15 protein-coding genes are annotated in these 17,157 nt (G+C 51.3%); 13 read left to right on the top strand and 2 right to left on the bottom strand.

All coding sequences use genetic code 11. The annotated features are described in order from the left end of the window. Nucleotides 1–23 precede the first annotated feature (23 nt). The 8 genes from LC073_RS02150 (at nt 24) to LC073_RS02115 (ending at nt 12,088) form a co-directional block, all read left to right on the top strand. Entirely contained in the window at nt 24–1,058 is a 1,035-nt protein-coding gene (locus tag LC073_RS02150) for a CmpA/NrtA family ABC transporter substrate-binding protein (protein ID WP_264190309.1), read from the top strand. A 183-nt stretch (nt 1,059–1,241) separates the two neighbouring features. Beyond that, nucleotides 1,242–2,705: a NarK family nitrate/nitrite MFS transporter gene (locus LC073_RS02145; protein WP_226642912.1), complete on the top strand. Its 1,464-nt coding sequence runs from the start codon at nt 1,242–1,244 to the stop codon at nt 2,703–2,705. A gap of 61 nt (nt 2,706–2,766) precedes the next feature. Beyond that, the gene (locus LC073_RS02140) at nt 2,767–4,473 is read left to right on the top strand and encodes a bifunctional protein-serine/threonine kinase/phosphatase (protein WP_226642910.1); all 1,707 of its coding nucleotides are present in this window, start codon (nt 2,767–2,769) and stop codon (nt 4,471–4,473) included. 336 nt (nt 4,474–4,809) lie between these two features. Then, the gene (gene nirB / locus LC073_RS02135) at nt 4,810–7,347 is read left to right on the top strand and encodes a nitrite reductase large subunit NirB (protein WP_226642908.1); all 2,538 of its coding nucleotides are present in this window, start codon (nt 4,810–4,812) and stop codon (nt 7,345–7,347) included. Nucleotides 7,348–7,434: 87 nt separating this feature from the next. Then, nucleotides 7,435–7,866, top strand: coding sequence for a nitrite reductase small subunit NirD (gene nirD, locus LC073_RS02130; protein WP_226642906.1), 432 nt, complete (start codon nt 7,435–7,437; stop codon nt 7,864–7,866). 5 nt (nt 7,867–7,871) lie between these two features. Then, nucleotides 7,872–10,640, top strand: a complete 2,769-nt coding sequence (locus LC073_RS02125; protein WP_226642904.1) for a nitrate reductase — start codon at nt 7,872–7,874, stop codon at nt 10,638–10,640. A 270-nt stretch (nt 10,641–10,910) separates the two neighbouring features. Then, the gene (locus LC073_RS02120) at nt 10,911–11,324 is read left to right on the top strand and encodes a VOC family protein (protein ID WP_226642902.1); all 414 of its coding nucleotides are present in this window, start codon (nt 10,911–10,913) and stop codon (nt 11,322–11,324) included. A gap of 38 nt (nt 11,325–11,362) precedes the next feature. Further along, nucleotides 11,363–12,088 carry a dienelactone hydrolase family protein gene (locus LC073_RS02115; RefSeq protein WP_226642900.1) on the top strand — a complete coding sequence of 242 codons (726 nt, stop codon included), beginning with the start codon at nt 11,363–11,365 and terminating at the stop codon, nt 12,086–12,088. A gap of 82 nt (nt 12,089–12,170) precedes the next feature. On the opposite strand, the gene soxR is transcribed toward LC073_RS02115, so the two are convergent. Continuing rightward, on the bottom strand, nt 12,171–12,659 hold the full coding sequence (soxR, locus tag LC073_RS02110) for a redox-sensitive transcriptional activator SoxR (protein WP_319004699.1): 489 nt from the start codon (nt 12,657–12,659) through the stop codon (nt 12,171–12,173). Nucleotides 12,660–12,745: 86 nt separating this feature from the next. Between soxR and LC073_RS02105 the strand changes: the two genes are divergently transcribed. From LC073_RS02105 to LC073_RS02085, 5 genes are all read left to right on the top strand, one after another. Beyond that, complete coding sequence (locus tag LC073_RS02105) at nt 12,746–12,925, top strand: hypothetical protein (RefSeq protein WP_226642898.1); 180 nt, start codon at nt 12,746–12,748, stop codon at nt 12,923–12,925. Continuing rightward, nucleotides 12,922–14,151, top strand: coding sequence for an MFS transporter (locus LC073_RS02100; RefSeq protein ID WP_319004698.1), 1,230 nt, complete (start codon nt 12,922–12,924; stop codon nt 14,149–14,151). The genes LC073_RS02105 and LC073_RS02100 overlap by 4 nt, the downstream gene beginning before the upstream one ends. Before the next feature lie 61 nt (nt 14,152–14,212). Then, nucleotides 14,213–15,178, top strand: coding sequence for an ABC transporter ATP-binding protein (locus LC073_RS02095; protein ID WP_226642894.1), 966 nt, complete (start codon nt 14,213–14,215; stop codon nt 15,176–15,178). After that, nucleotides 15,175–15,936, top strand: a complete 762-nt coding sequence (locus LC073_RS02090) for an ABC transporter permease (protein ID WP_226642892.1) — start codon at nt 15,175–15,177, stop codon at nt 15,934–15,936. The genes LC073_RS02095 and LC073_RS02090 overlap by 4 nt, the downstream gene beginning before the upstream one ends. A gap of 17 nt (nt 15,937–15,953) precedes the next feature. After that, nucleotides 15,954–16,379, top strand: coding sequence for a GFA family protein (locus tag LC073_RS02085; protein ID WP_226642890.1), 426 nt, complete (start codon nt 15,954–15,956; stop codon nt 16,377–16,379). 4 nt (nt 16,380–16,383) lie between these two features. On the opposite strand, the gene LC073_RS02080 is transcribed toward LC073_RS02085, so the two are convergent. Continuing rightward, the gene (locus tag LC073_RS02080; protein WP_226642888.1) at nt 16,384–17,025 is read right to left on the bottom strand and encodes a TetR/AcrR family transcriptional regulator; all 642 of its coding nucleotides are present in this window, start codon (nt 17,023–17,025) and stop codon (nt 16,384–16,386) included. Nucleotides 17,026–17,157 lie beyond the last annotated feature (132 nt).

The raw sequence follows: 17,157 nt of genomic DNA, 5'->3' as shown, positions 1-17,157 counted from the left end.
CCTTACTGTGCCCGGAAAAAAAATTGATCAAACTGTTATTTCTACGGCTTACTGACAGTGCCCCTCTAATAGTTGCTCAGGAGAAAGGATACTTTCACCAATTTGGCCTGGAAGTGCAGCTGCAAAGGGAAACTTCCTGGGCAACCCTACGTGACAAATTGATTGGGCGTAGGGCCGATGCCGCAGCCATGCTAGCCCCAATGCCATTAACTTTGTCCCAAGCCTTACCAGGCTGTAAAGAGCGACTCATCAGTGGTTTGATTCTCAGCAGCAATGGCAACGCTATAACTCTTTCGGAAGATCTCTATCAACGCCTGCAGCACTATACGACCCAAGAAACGCGAACCGATATTGCCTCAGCGTTAAAAAATTACCTAAAAAAAAATAGGGGCACCTCACCGATTAGGCTCGCTACAGTCTATCCATTCTCCAGTCACACCTTACAATTGCGCCATTGGTTACAGACTGCAGATATCAACCCCGATCAGGATTTGCAACTAATTGTGCTACCTCCCGAACAAATGCTGGAGAATCTCCACAGAGGGGTTATTGATGGTTATTGTGTTGGTGAGCCATGGAATAGTCTCGCCGCCTACAAAGGAACCGGTGTAATAGCCTCCGCCTGTAATACCCTATTACCAGCAATGCCGGAAAAGGTATTGGCCGTAACCCAAAGCTGGCATGAAGCCAACCCAGCCAGCCATCTGGCCCTCCGCGCCGCATTGCTACAGGCTTGTTCATGGTTATCCGCCCGGGAAAATCGCTATGAAGCAGCTGGATTACTATCACAAAAGCATTATCTGGATTTACCACAATCATTGTTACAAGGTTCCCTGAACGATCAGATCCTTTACCGCCGGAACACTGACATCATAGCTAATCCTGGCTGGCACTTGTTCGCTCATATCGATAATGACAACGGTCGCCCCTGTGAGGCAAAAGCCCAGCAATTAATAGAAATGTGCAGCGATTTTAGCGAAATCGCCTTAGCGGACAGCCAGAACTTTAGGTCGGATCTCTATCGCCAGACCGTGGATTATCTCTGCACTAAAAAATAGTGGCACATTAATTGAATGGAAATATTTCGATGGTGCAATGTCCTGCCGCTAGGCACATACGCACAGTCAATCCCTATTTCACCAAAGATACCGGGCAATGAAGTCCATTGACTGCGACCAAAAGAAGGGCGCGGCGGTGGGCTTTTTTTGTGCCTGCGGAGTTTGCAATCAAAGGAAATGCGCATGTCCAGTGAATCCCTCAATCTTTTTTCTTTTCGAGGAAAGATAAAAATCCTACACCTAACTTGGGTGGCTTTCTTCATTACGTTTTTTGCCTGGTTTAACCATGCCCCATTATTGATGGCAATCTCGAAGAGTCTGTCACTCACACCCGATCAGGTAAAAACACTGCTTATTTTAAATGTTGCCCTGACCATTCCCGCACGTATTGTGATCGGAATGCTCACTGACAAGTACGGCCCCAGGCTTACCTACTCCTTACTACTTGCTATCGGCAGTGTGCCCTGCTTTATCTTTGCCTTAGCAGATAACTTCATGCAGGCAGCAATAGGACGCTTTCTGCTCGGTTTCATTGGCGCGGGCTTTGTAGTCGGCATTCGCATGGTTTCGGAGTGGTTCCCCGCCCGCCAGTTAGGCACCGCTGAAGGTATTTATGGGGGCTGGGGTAATTTCGGATCGGCTGCTGCCGCTATGAGCCTGCCCACCATCGCACTGTTTTTTGGTGGCGATAATGGCTGGCGCTATGCGATTGGCATCACGGGCGTCATTGCACTGGTATACAGTGTGGTTTACTACTTCTCCGTGACTGATACACCCAAGGGTTCCACTTATTTCAAGCCGAAAAAAATTGGGGCCATGGAAGTCACCAGTCCAGGAGACTTCATACTGTTACTGACTATGAAGGTACCAATGTATGGAGCCCTGGCATTGTTAACCTGGAAACTTTCAAATGGTGTCGGTTTAGTCTCCAACCTCGCTGCCACCTTGATTTATTGTGGGCTCGGCTTACTTTACCTGCTGGATGCGCGCAAGACATTTAGTATCAACCGCGAAGTTTTCACTAATCCACCAGCTCCCGTACATCGCTATAAATTCAAGCAAGTAGCCGTACTCAATGTACTCTATTTCGCCACTTTTGGCTCGGAACTGGCCGTGGTATCTATGTTGCCACTATTTTTCTCTGAGACTTTTACCCTCGACCCAGTAAAAGCGGGCTTGCTTGCCTCAGCCTATGCGTTTATGAATCTGATGTCCCGTCCAGCGGGTGGCTTGATTAGTGATCGCTGGGGGCGAAAGTCCACTCTGCTGGTACTGACTGCGGGCTTGGCACTGGGTTACTTCACGATGAGCTTGATCAATGCCGAATGGCCGCTCTACCTGGCAGTTGCCGCGGCTATGGCATGCTCTTTTTTTGTGCAGGCCGGTGAAGGGGCCGTATTTGCTGTAGTTCCTCTAATCAAGCGCCGTCTTACCGGGCAGATCGCTGGTATGACTGGTGCTTACGGCAATGTCGGTGCAGTTTTTTATCTCACTGTGTTGAGCCTGGTTTCCTACCAAATATTTTTTATGGTTATCGGCATCACCGCACTTTTAGGCCTTGCCGCACTGTTATTATTGGAGGAACCCGAGGGGCAAATGGCCGAGGTACATCCCGATGGCAGTGTATCAATGATTGATGTCGCTTAATAAAGAGCTGTATGTAAAAACTCCAGGAGAGGTACAAAGCCTCTCAGGAGTATCTGAAAAGTTGCAGAATAAAAAAATGGATGCCTTGCAAATTTTCAGCGCCACCTGTGCCGGTCATCGCCGGCACAACGACGATGCCTGTGCTGTGCGGCTACCAAAGGGGGTAGAGTTCAGGCGCTATGGTGCACTCGCCGCAGTTGCAGATGGTGTCGCCAGTGCCGAGGCTGGCGGCGAGGCCGCTCGCGCAGCCATCAACGGCTTTTTCTCAGATTATTACAGCACTCCGGAAACCTGGTCTACCCGCCACGCAGTTGCGCGGGTTTTCCATTCCCTCAATAGCTGGCTATACCGGCAAAGTGGAGGCAGTGTAGAAATTCAGCGGGGTTGGCTCACCACTTTCTCAGCTATTATTTTTAAAGGTACCAGCGCCCACTTGGTGCATGTTGGGGATACACGCATCTATCGTCTTCGCGCCGGTAAGCTTGAGTGTCTCAGCCGCGATCATAGCCACCAACTGTCTCCTGGGCGCACTTTTCTCAGCCGGGCACTGGGTATGGATATCCACATCGATGTGGACTATCGCTGTGAAGCGCTGCTACCCGACGATATTTATTTGCTAAGTAGCGATGGGATACACGAATTCTTGTCCGAAACCGCTATCCAGGAAAGACTCGCTGATTTTGACGAGACCACACCGCAGCAGCTAGTTGATGCGGCCCTGAAGGCTGGATCAAACGATAATCTGAGTGCAGTCGTCGCCAGGGTTAATTGCCTAGACTTTCCTCAGTGCGACGAATTGGCAATGCATAACCGAAAGCTGCCCTTCGCCCCCGACCTAAATCCCGGCCAAAAACTCGATGGCTTTCTTATTCTGCAAGAATTGTACGCCAGCACGCGCAGTCACCTGTACTTAGTCCAAGATCTTGAATCCGGTGGATTTCGCGCGCTCAAAACCCCGTCAGTAAATTACTGCGATGATCCGCATTATATCGAGCGCTTTATCGCCGAAGAGTGGACCGGCCGGCGAATAAACCACCCAGGAATTATCAAGCTGTATCCCCCAAGAGCAGAGCGTGCCTGCCTTTACCATATTCTCGAATATGTCGAAGGGCAGACCTTACGACAGTGGATGCAGCTTAATTCCCAGCCACAAATATCCCAGGTACGGGAATTGCTGGCTCAGCTCGTAAGTGCCTTGCGCAGCCTACAACGCTTAGAAGTTGTGCATGGCGATCTGAAGCCCGAGAACATCATGATGCGCAGCCATGGGCGCTTGGTAATTATTGATCTGGGAGGGGTTGATGGGCCAGGACTCAGGGAACAATTACATTTCTCTGATGCTGGTACCCCAGGCAGTAAGAATTATGCGGCACCCGAGTTCTTTTTTGGCGATAGTGCCAGTCACCGTTCAGATATCTTTTCCCTTGGAGTCATCGCCTATGAATTACTTACGGGAAAATACCCCTATCCCGAGCGCCTGGGCAACCTGCACTATCGGCTCAAGAGTTATCAACAAATGCGTTATACGAAAGCGTATACGCACCGTAAGGATATTCCCCATTGGGTGGATGGCGCCCTGCAAAAAGCCTGCGCTGCCGATCCCAAACAACGCTACAACAGTCTGTCCGAATTCATTCAGGATCTACAGCATCCCAATCCGGCTTTCAAACCACCCAATAGCCGCCCACTATTGGAAAGGCACCCTGTTTTGTTCTGGCAATTGATTGCGCTCATCCTGCTGCTTTCTCACCTTCTACATTTTTTCTAATACCCCATCATCCGATCCCGCTTTTGCCTGTCTGCAGTCCACAAATAAATCCCCTTACATCTAATATTCCACAGAATTTTATTAAGCACTAATTCAGAGCATAATTTTTATTTTTCGCACCAACATATCGCAAAAATTGTGGACAATAGGGACAGATTGGCGCCATTCCAAGGCTAAATATTGGCACGGAGATTGAATACATTAAATGACCAACAAAATTCTCCCCCAATTCGAGGCAACGGCGCCTGTACTCTTCGACAGAAGAGGAGGTGCCCTTGCCACATCAAGCGCTTCCTTTCCTGTCGAAAAAATTGACTTCAGATGGCAGGAATAGCAATGAAGGAAAAGACAGAAAAACAAAAGCTGGTTGTGATTGGTAACGGCATGGTTGGCCACCACTTTCTTGAACAGCTGGCAGAAAAAAATGGAAGCATCGATTTTGAAGTCACCGTCTTTTGTGCGGAACCCAGGCCCGCTTATGACCGCGTACATTTGTCCGAATACTTTGCCGGGCGTAGCGCGGAAGATCTGGCCATGGGCCATATTGAGCAATACCGGAAATGGGACTTTGAGCTGGAGCTCAACAACCCGGCTATCGCCATTGACCGCGATAAGCGAACCGTTACCGCCAAGAGCGGACGCTTATACACATACGATCAACTAGTTCTCGCCACAGGGTCCTATCCTTTTGTGCCCCCCATCCCAGGGCACCAGCACGAGCGCTGCTTTGTCTACCGCACCCTTGAAGATCTGGATGCAATCCGCACAGCTGCATCTACAGCGCATAGTGGTGTTGTTGTCGGTGGTGGCCTACTCGGCCTGGAAGCGGCAAATGCCTTAAAGGCCCTTGGACTCGAAGCCCATGTAGTGGAGTTCGCTCCGGGACTTATGACCACTCAGCTCGACGAGGGCGGCTCCGATTTGCTGCGCAAAAAAATCGAAGCCCTCGGTGTAAAGGTACACACCAGCAGGGCCACAGAACTTATTGCAGAAGCGGATGACCGTTTGCGCATGCAGTTCAAAGGAGGAGATGAGCTCCTTACCGATATGATTGTCTTCTCCGCGGGAATTCGCCCTCACGATGAACTGGCAAAATCTTCGGGACTACAAGTCGGCGAGCGTGGGGGGATAGTCATCGACAGCCGCTGTCGCACATCCGACCCCAGGATTTTTGCCATTGGTGAGTGCGCTCTCTATGAAGGGCGGATCTTTGGCCTGGTGGCCCCGGGTTACAGCATGGCACGCACCGCCGTCGCACAACTTACCGGTTCAGAGACATTTTTTAATGGTGCCGATATGAGCACCAAATTAAAGCTACTCGGTGTTCAGGTCGGTTCTATTGGCGATGCCCACGGGCGCAGTGAGGGCGCGGCCGCGATTACTTTTATGGATGAACAGGGCGGCGTCTACAAACGCATGATAACCGATGCCAAAGGCCAGAAACTGCTCGGAGCGGTGCTGGTTGGCGATACCGGGGATTACGATACCCTGTTGCAATATCACCTTAATGATATTGAGCTGCCCGAGCACCCTGAGCAGCTTATTCTTCCCTCAGTTGATGGTGCGGGATCCCCCCTCGGGGCCTCGGCTTTACCTGCCAGTGCCACCGTGTGCTCCTGTTATAACGTGAGTAAAGGGCAGATTATCGATGTCGTACACGGCGGCTGCCATACCCTGGCGGAAGTCAAGGATGTTACCAAAGCCTCCACCGGCTGTGGCGGTTGTGCGGCACTGCTAAAAAATATTGTCGATTCTGAATTAGCGGCACTGGGTATGGAGATAAGCAATCACCTCTGTGCGCATTTCCCCTATAGCCGCCAAGAGCTCTTCCATATTATCCAGGTCGGAGAAATTAAAACCTTCGATGACCTCCTCGATAAACATGGCAGCGGCCAGGGCTGTGAGGTGTGCAAACCCACTGCAGCTTCCATCTTCGCCTCTCTGTGGAATGAACATATTCTGGCACAGGCCCACGTTGGCCTGCAGGATACCAATGACACTTTTATGGCGAATATGCAGAAAAATGGCAGTTACTCTGTAGTACCGCGTATTCCCGGTGGTGAAATCACCCCAGAAAAACTTATTGTGATTGGCGATGTTGCCAAACGCTATGACCTCTATACCAAAATTACCGGAGGCCAGCGTATCGATCTTTTTGGTGCTCGCCTGGAACAGCTGCCAGAGATTTGGCGGGAGTTGGTTGATGCGGGATTCGAAACCGGCCATGCCTATGGAAAGTCTCTGCGCACTGTTAAATCTTGTGTAGGCAGTACCTGGTGCCGCTTCGGGGTGCAGGACAGTGTTTCCATGGCTCTGCGTGTAGAAAACCGCTACAAAGGGTTGCGCTCCCCCCACAAAATCAAAATGGCCGTATCCGGCTGTACCCGCGAGTGTGCCGAAGCGCAGAGCAAGGATGTGGGGGTTATCGCCACCGAAAAAGGCTGGAACCTATTTGTCGCCGGTAACGGCGGCATGCGTCCACGGCACGCGGACCTCTTCGCCACTGACCTGGATGACGAAACCCTTATTCGATATATCGATCGCTTCCTGATGTTCTATGTGCGCACCGCCGATAAATTGCAGCGCACCTCGGTATGGCTGGAAAGTCTTGATGGTGGGCTCGACTATCTACGTGAAGTCATTATCGATGACAAATTGGGAATCTGTGCCGAACTTGAAGCACAAATGTCACGCGTGGTTGATAGCTATCAGTGCGAATGGAAGTCCGCCATCAACGATCCGGAAAAACTCAAACGTTTTCGTCAGTTCGTCAACAGCACTGAGAGTGATGACAAAATTGTTTTTGTTAAGGAGCGCGGTCAACCCCGCCCGGCTACCACCGAGGAAATATTGGAAGCTGCGGAGTCTGCTTAGTGGCACATTCCAGAAATACTTTCATTTGAATGAATAAGATTTAATTTCAATTTCTGATTTTTTTCACAATCCTGTAAGGAAATTGTTATGTCTCAAGCCAGCGCCAGACAAGACACTATTAACTCTATTGCCATAACCCACCCCCAATGGCTGCCAATCTGTCGACGCTCAGATCTGGTCAGTAACTCCGGGGTGTGTGCCCTTTGGGGCGATACCTCCTCAGAAAATGCAGATAACACGGTTAAATCTGAGAAAAAAAAAGGTATCGCCCTGTTTTTTTTACCAGGGCAGGATCGACAGCTTTACGCCGTTGACAACTGGGACCCGATCGCACAAGCTGGGGTTATTTCGCGGGGAATAATCGCGGAGCTGGAGGGTGAATTAACCATTGCTTCACCACTTTATAAACACCATTTTCGCCTTGAGGATGGTGTTTGCATTGAAGACGCTAATATCCAGCTCACCACTTACCCTTTGGCATTCAATGGAAATACCGTTTATATCGGTTGCAATAAGTAAGAATAATGGCAGTAAAGGAATACCTGAGCACACAGCGCTCCTGCACCACCTGCCCCTATTGCGGGGTGGGTTGTGGAGTAACTATTAACAAGGAAGAGCGGCAAAATACCTCTGTGATTTCCGTCACAGGTGATAAACAGCATCCCTCTAATTTTGGCCGACTGTGTGTTAAAGGCTCTGCCCTCGGGGAAACGCTCGGTGATCATGGGCGGCTCTTGCGCCCTCACCTGCATGGCGAAGCCTGTGACTGGGATACCGCCATGTCTTATGTCGCCAGCGAATTCGCTCGCAATATCCGCGAATACGGCTCGGACTCGGTGGCTTTTTACCTTTCTGGGCAGTTGCTTACCGAAGATTATTATGTTGCCAATAAATTAATGAAGGGTTTTATTGGTAGCGCAAATATTGATACCAACTCGCGCCTTTGCATGTCCTCAGCCGTAGCGGGGTATAAGCGCGCCTTAGGTGCGGATGCCGTGCCCTGCTGCTATGGAGATCTGGAAGAAGCCGACCTCATCGTTTTAATTGGCTCCAATGCCGCCTGGACTCACCCGATTCTGTTCCAGCGCATGCAGGCGGGCAAGGCCAAGCTGGTGGTGGTTGATCCGCGGGCAAGTGCTACCAGCGAGATGGCCGATCTGCACCTGGCGATAACTCCCGGCAGCGATGCCGCACTGTTTAATGGGCTGCTTAATTTCCTCGCACAGCACAACCGCCTCAATCATCACTATATCCAACAACATACTCAGGGCTTTGAGCAGGCACTGGAAACCGCCCAGCACTGGTCACTACAGCAAACCGCACTAAGTTGTGGAGTGCCCGCGGAAAAGTTACTGGCTTTCTTTCGTCTGTTTGCCGAAACAGAAAAAACCATCAGCTTCTACTCCCAAGGGGTTAACCAATCCAGTAGCGGCACAGACAAAAACAACGCAATCATCAACTGTCACTTGGCAACCGGGCGTATTGGTAAAGTTGGGGCTGGTCCCTTCTCTATAACCGGCCAGCCGAACGCGATGGGCGGGCGCGAAGTGGGTGGCCTGGCTAATATGCTCGCCGCCCATATGGAATTTAAAGATAGTGATATAGATAGGGTGCAGCGCTTCTGGGACGCACCCAATATGGCACTGACCCCGGGACTAAAAGCGGTGGATATGTTCCGCGCAGTGGAAAGTGGGCAGATCAAAGCAATCTGGATTATGGCCACCAATCCCGCCGTGAGCATGCCGGAAGCGGAACGTGTGACCGAAGCTCTGCGTAAGTGTCCGCTGGTGATTGTTTCCGACTGTATCGCCGATACCGACACAGCCCGCTGCGCCGATGTATTACTACCCGCCACTGGCTGGGGAGAGAAAAATGGTACCGTCACCAATGCTGAGCGGCGTATCTCCCGACAGCGTTCCTTTCTCGAGCCCACCGGAGATGCCCGACACGACTGGCAGGCAATCTGCGATTTAGCCAACCGCCTGGGGTTTGGCGAGCACTTTAATTTTGCCCACCCCGCAGAAATATTCCGTGAACATGCGCAATTGTCAGGATTCGAGAACAACAACAGCCGCGCCTTTGATATCTCCTATTTTAGTGATATCAGTCACAACGAATACGATACGTTAAAGCCGGTGCAGTGGCCGGTTAACTGTGAAAATCCCCAGGGCAGCGCACGACTATTTGGCGACGGGAAATTTTTCACCGAAACTGGCCGAGCCAATTTCATTGCGGTCAAGCCGCGCACGCCCCAGCAACAAATCGGTAACAGTTATCCCCTTTGGCTAAACAGCGGTCGTATGCGCGACCAGTGGCACACCATGACCCGTACCGGCCGTGCGCGCAAATTGCTAGACCACAGTGAAATTGCAGAGATTCAAATAAACCCAGGGGATGCACGCAAATACGGCATAGATGAGGGTACGCTGGTGGAATTACACAGTGCCCAAGGCCGTATGTGTGGACGCGCAGTACTCAATAGTGGGCAAAAGCCCGGTGAACTGTTTGCTCCCATCCACTGGAGCCAGACCCTCGCTCAGGAATCGAAGGTCAGCGCCCTTGCCAAAGCAGAGGTAGACCCAATTTCCGGCCAGCCGGAATTCAAACAGGTGCCGGTACAACTGCAAGCCCTCCCTTGTAAGAGCTTCGCCACCCTTATTTGCCCGGAGCCACTTGCACAAAACCTTTGGCGCTGGCTGCAAACCCATCGGGAAAAAAACCTACTGCACTGGTACCGTGTACCCTGCCAAAATGGATATCGCTTTGAGCTGGCACTGAGCGCGCCATTGAATGGTCGCCAACTGGGCGCACAATTGTTACAGGAAAATTCAGGTGTTTACTGGCAACAAATTGAAACATTAAACAGTCAACGTTGGCTGGCTTATAGCGAACAAATAGAACTGCTTATTTTTGCCAGTAACGACTGGCAGATTCTTCCTGACCGGCGCACCCTGGAACGCTACCTACAACTGGACATTCCAGAAAATCCCGCCCAGTTTCTCCAGGCAATCCCTCCTGGTGAGCGCATAGTATGCACCTGTATGCAGGTTTCCCGCCCCCAGATTGAAAAAGCAATCAGCCAGGGAGTTAATTCGGTTGAGGCATTAGGTGAGGCTCTGGGCTGCGGCACCCGCTGTGGTTCTTGTAAACCGGAAATCTCCCAGCTTCTGCGTATTAAACTACAACAAAGCGTACAGAAGCAGGAAGTTGCAGCGATGCTGGAAACGGAGGTCGTCAGGTCTGCAAAAGACCTGCATCAACAAAAGGATTTAGACAAGGCTTATAGTGCTTAAGCCTAATATTGCTCATTGATTCCGAATTCAATCAAACGCGGAGTGCGGTTTTCTCAACCGACACTTCGCGTGAAGATACCACTAGATGCCTTAGACGCCCACTTAGCCCTTCAAGCCCCCCTACACTTATAGCCGGTCTAACATTGACGCAAATCCCTAAATCAGCACTTATTGCTGTGGCTTCCAACGATCTATAAAACAGTGGCGGTTTTTCCTATAAGGTAATTTATTCGCCAGGTTAATAATCACTAAAAATTTTCAGGAATTTCTGTGTTTAAGATTCAACTCATTGATCACGTGGTACTGAGGGTAAAATCCCTGGCTGCCATGCGTCATTTTTATGAGGGAGTGCTCGGCTGCACTATGGAGCGAGAGAATCAGGAGTTGGGTCTCTATCAGTTCCGCGCCGGGCACTCGTTGATCGACTTGGTTCCAGTGGATCAAAGCATTGGCCGTGAGGGCGGTGCCGCCCCAGGCATCGAGGGGCGTAACTTACATCATTTCTGTTTGCGCATAGACCCTTTCGAACCCGATAAAATCCTTGCCTATCTGAAGGAAAAAAATATCGAGCCCTCGGCGCCACAACAGCGTTACGGTGCCGAGGGCATGGGCCCATCAATTTACATTTCCGATCCCGAACAAAATCTGGTGGAACTCAAAGGCCCACCAAACAAGTCTAAATAAGAGCATCAATTATTTATTCGCCAAAGAGACATGCAACAATGAAAACCGAAGTGATCGATTACGCGGTAGATGGCAAGTCCTACAGCGGTTACCTCGCCTGGGATGACAGTACTCAAGCAAAGCGCCCCGGTGTCATGCTGGTTCACGAATGGTGGGGACACAATGCCTTTGTGCGCGAGCAGGCTGAAAAGCTCGCCATGCAGGGTTACTGTGCCTTTGCGGTGGATATGTTTGGTAGTGGTAAACAAACGGACGATCCCGCTGAAGCACAACAGTTTCGCGATGAGGCGCTTGAGAACCCTGTTTCTCTGGAAGCCTGCTTCCGCACCGCACTTACCTTGCTGCAGCAACACAGCGCAGTCGAGGAAAACCAAGTTGCCGCACAGGGCTATTGCTTTGGCGGTGGCGTTGCCCTGACCATGGCACGCCTCGGTGTGGAATTGCGTGGAGTGGTCAGCTATCACGGAGCCCTGGCCAGCGAGGTCCGCGCGAAGAAAGGGAAATTCCAGGCGGAATTGCAGGTTTACACCGGCGGTGCCGATAGCATGATTCCACCGCAACAGGTTGGAGCTTTTGTTGAGGAAATGCAGGAAGCCGGCGCCAAATTCACCCTGGTGAGCTATCCCGGTGTACTGCACGGCTTTACCAATCCCGTCGCCACCGAACGCGGTCAGAAATTTGGCCTGCCACTGGCCTATAACCAGGAAGCAGCGCAAGACGCATGGCAGGGCACTCTGGATTTTTACCAGAAACTTTTCCAGTGACTTCAAGCAATAAAAGATCGTGAGAACTTCATCATTTTCTCAAGCAAGAAGCTCACCATTTTCTTCCCATTAGCTCCCCAAGTCAGCTCCCCACATCCAGGTAACGAGCCCCAGCCCCCAGCTCCGCGGCTTGATCTCCTGGGTTGCGGAGCGGACAGCTCTGCATAGACAGGCAACCACAACCAATACAGCCTTCCAAACGATCGCGCAATTGGGTCAACTGGAGAATGCGTTGGTCCAGCTCCTCGCGCCAGCCGGCAGAGAGTTTGGCCCAGTCTTTGGCAGTAGGTGTGCGTCCATCGGGTAGAGTCGCCAGGGCTTCGCGAATTTCGGCAAGGGGAATGCCGGTACTCTGCGCCACCTTGATAATAGCCACACGCCGCAAAACATCCCGAGAGTAACGCCGCTGGTTACCGCTGGTGCGCCAACTGCTGATCAGGCCTTTACTCTCATAAAAGTGCAATGCACTCACTGCCACATCACTGCGCTCTGCCACCTCACCCACAGTCATCTCGCGGCGGCATTTTTTGTCGCCACAAGAGGACGCTTTCTTTTCACTGGTACCAGGCATCAAATCTCTCCGGCCGTTATTGACCTCAATATTACTTGAGGTTTTACACTGCGCCGCATTCCATTGCAAGCTCAGGGAGACTTCGAATGATCAAGAACAGTAAACAAACCTATCCAATGACAGAAACTCGCTCTACCAACACCACTTCTCTTTTGGTGGCCGCACAAAGCCAAAGTATCAGCCTGGCCGTGCAAGAGGGTCTGTGCCTATCGGTAGCCCCTTCTTTAACAAGGGTGAGCAAAGGTAAAAAAGGTATCCGTCGATGATCCCTGTCCATACAACATTGCCTCCCCACATAACAAAACCAGCTGTCCCGCTACCGATGCGGTTGACGCTGCTTTGCCTAGCGGCACTCACAATAATGTCTGGCGCCACAGTGGCGCCATCCCTGCCAGCACTGGAAGCACACTTTGCCCAACATGAAGATATTGCGCTGCTGAGCCGACTTATTTTGAGCCTACCGGCATTAATGATTGCTCTATTCGCACCTCTCGCTGGGTTCATATCCGACCGCTATGGACGCAGGCGACTGCTGATACTGGCGGTCACTGTTTATGCCCTGGCCGGCATCTCGGCATTGTTGCAGGATAACCTGACTGGATTATTGGCCAGCCGAATCTTGCTGGGTATTGCGGTGGCGGGCACTATGACTTCAGTCACCGCCCTGGTGGGCGACTATTTCAATCCCGTTCCAAGGCGGGCCTATATGAGCCAACAAGGCGCTTTTATCAGTCTCGGTGGGGTTATCTTCCTTGTGGCTGGTGGGCTGTTGGCAGATATACATTGGCGTGCACCTTTTGCGATTTACGCGACGGCATTACTACTGATTCCGGCAGTGCTGCGTTTTCTGCCCGAGCCTAAACGCACTAAAATTGAGCAATCATCTAACCACCTCAGTGATGAAAAACCCGACTGGATGGCCTTTGCATTATTACTCGGTGCAGCCCTGTCAAACAGCCTGGTCTTTTTTCTGATCCCCACCCAGCTCCCCTTCCTTCTAAAAGAAATTGGAGTCGACACTCCCAGCCTCGCGGGTATTGCTATCGCCGCCAGCAATTTAATGGGCGCCCTGGCCTCACTGGTGTTCTATCCACTGGCGCGCAATCACCTGGGGAAAAGTGGCGTTTTTATTCTGGGTTTTGCTGTTATGGCCTGCGGTATGGGGCTAATCGCCGAGGCTAATTCATTTAACGCGATTATGATTGCCACTGCGATTTATGGCTGCGGGATGGGTACCCTGATCCCCCATATCTTTGCCACCGGATTGGAATCCGCCACCCCAAACATTCGTGGGCGGATATCTGGAGCTCTAACTGCCAGTGTTTTTATCGGGCAGTTTCTTTCGCCACTTGTCAGCCAACCCTGGATCGAACGTTTTGGTCTCGCCAGTGGCTTTTCCGTAGCGAGCGGTGTACTGCTATTTTTAGCCACCCTGGCGCTGCTCCTGCATTGGTTTAAAGCAAAACCATCCAGCGAAATCATTTTGCAGTAGGATATGAGCACGCCCAAAAGTATTTAGGCCGGCTCGTTTAGGATTCTTACAAGGAGAAGAAGTGGAACCGATTATTTCCGTTAGGAGTCTCGATAAGACTTATAGTGGTGGATTTAACGCCTTAAAAAGTATCGACTTGGATATTCAGCGCGGTGAGATCTTCGCACTGCTCGGCCCCAATGGTGCCGGCAAAACCACACTGATCAGTATTATCTGTGGCATCGTAAATCCAGGTCAGGGCAGCGTTATTGTTAACGGTTACGATATCCAGCGAGATTATCGCCGTGCCCGACGCGAAATTGGTCTGGTCCCCCAGGAAATTGCCACTGATTCCTTTGAGAGCGTGTTGGGCGCAATTAAATTCAGCCGCGGCTTATTTGGCAAACCGCCCAACCCCTCTTACTTGGAGAAAATCCTGCGGCAGCTTTCCTTGTGGGAAAAAAGAAACAACAAGATTGTCACCCTATCTGGTGGTATGAAGCGACGCCTGATGATTGCCAAGGCCCTATCCCACGAACCCAGCGTGCTCTTTCTGGATGAACCCACCGCCGGTGTCGATGTGGAATTGCGCCAGGATATGTGGGAAATGGTACGTGAACTGCGCGAATCCGGGGTAACCGTCATTCTCACCACTCACTATATTGAGGAGGCGGAGGAAATGGCCGACCGGGTCGGGGTAATCAATCGCGGTGAGTTGGTGTTAGTTGAAGATAAAAAAACTCTAATGCAGAAAATGGGAGAAAAAGAGCTCAGCCTGCAACTCCCCATGCCTTTGGAAAGGATTCCCGACAGCCTTTCCGATTTGCCACTACGTCTCAATGGCGATGGCAGCGAGCTGATTTACCGTTTTGATATTAAGAGTGAAAACACTGGCATTCCGGAATTCCTGCGCCGTCTCAGTTCGGCAAATATTGAATTTCGCGATTTATATACCCGGGAAAGTTCTTTGGAAGAAATTTTTGTCAACCTGGTGCACTCCGCGCGTCACGAGGGTGAAGAGCAATTCAGCGGGGAGGCTCAGCCATGAACTGGTACGGTATAGCGGCTATCTACAAGTTTGAAATGTCGCGCACCTGGCGCACGCTGATACAAAGTGTCGCCTCACCGGTGCTCTCCACATCCCTGTACTTTATTGTATTTGGTGCTGCTATCGGCTCGCGCATGGGGGATATTGAAGGTGTGAGCTATGGAGCCTTTATTATCCCCGGGCTGATAATGTTGGCACTCTTGGGGGAAAGTATTTCCAATGCTGCCTTTGGTATCTTTTTTCCAAAATTTTCCGGCACCATTTATGAAGTCCTATCGGCACCAGTATCGCCCTTTGAAATTGTTGCTGGCTATGTGGGCGCTGCAGCTACCAAGTCGATCTTGCTCGGGCTATTAATCCTCGCCACCGCGCGCTTCTTTGTCGACTATGACATTCTTCATCCATTCTGGATGATCACATTTCTAGTACTGACCGCCGTGAGTTTTAGTTTGTTCGGTTTTATTATCGGCATCTGGGCCGACGACTTCCAAAAACTGCAAATCATTCCTCTGATGATCATCACCCCACTGACGTTTCTTGGCGGGGCCTTCTATTCCATCAGTATGCTGCCGGAATTCTGGCAAAAAGTGACCCTATTTAATCCAGTGGTTTACCTGATCAGCGGTTTCCGCTGGGCTTTCTATGGCGTGGCCGATGTCAACATGGGCCTCAGCGTGGGAATGACACTGCTCTTCCTATTTCTCTGCCTGACAACGGTCTGGTGGATTTTTCGCACCGGTTATCGCATAAAAACCTGATCATTGAGGATAGGGGGATGGCGGCAATTCACGAAGGTGGCTGTGTTTGTGGTGCCGTGCGATTTCGCGCCATTGGCCCACCACGCCGAGTGAGCCTCTGCTCCTGCAGCTGGTGCCGGAAGCGCTCCGGTAGTTTGATAGGAGTATCAGTGTATTTCGACAAAAAACATATCCAGTTCATCAACGCGGAACTAAAAGCCCACCGGCTTCTATCCGACGCAGGCCGCTGGATTGAGTGTCAGTTCTGTGAGCACTGCGGCAGCGCCCTCACCTGGACGCTGGAATTTTTACCGGAATATCGCGGTATTGCCGGGGGCGCCTTCGACGACCCGACATTTATTCAACCCGAGCGTTATGTCTATTACCAAAACAAACCAAACTGGCTGGAAATAAGTGGAGATATCAGCCGCTGCCCCTTAATGCCGAACAGCCCGAGCCAATAACCAATCAGCGGTAGCCCCGCATAAATAGCGCCACGGCCTTGCGTACCCGCTCTCGCCGCTCCTCCTCAGCCTGTACCTCACAACAACCGATCAAGACACGCATATGCCGGCAACCCAGCAATATGCCCATAAAGTCCTCGGCGGCCTCTGCCGGATTGACCACCTGCAGCTTGCCCATCTCTTTAGCGCGGCGTAACAATTGCTCAATGTCCCGAAGGATTCGCTGGGGGCCTGCATCAAAGAACAACTGGGCCAGTTTTGATTCCTGCGACTCCTGCGAGGCCAGAGCGCACAAAAGCCGTAACAGGCGAATACTATCCTTACTATCCACCATGCTAAGGAAAGCCTGACCGATGCGCTCCAGTACCTCAGCCACTGAATCGCCCTCTTTCAGATCGAAAATAGGCAGCGGCATCATCATCTCGCAACGGGAAGTGATCGCCGCGCTGAACAGCGTCTCTTTATCGGAGAAATGACTGTACACCGTCAGTTTCGATACCCCCGCAGCAGAGGCCACCGCATCCACGCTGGTGGCAGCAAAACCATTGGTCAGAAACAACTCCTTAGCTGCATCGAGAATGGCCTGGCGTTTAGCCAGGTCCTTGGGTCGCCCGCGCTGGGCGGCCGTCTGAGACTGTTCAGACATAGCACTCCATATACTGGACTCACCAGTTTAATAAATTTACTATACTCGCCAGTATAACATTACCGGCCGCCCGGCCATGACTTGTCCACTTCCGGACTTACCTTGTCGCCTCGCCGCCAAGGAAGGGAGCCC

The organism is Microbulbifer variabilis, from assembly GCF_020524905.1.
Lineage (GTDB): Bacteria > Pseudomonadota > Gammaproteobacteria > Pseudomonadales > Cellvibrionaceae > Microbulbifer > Microbulbifer variabilis_A.
This window is presented reverse-complemented; position numbering and strand designations above follow the sequence as displayed.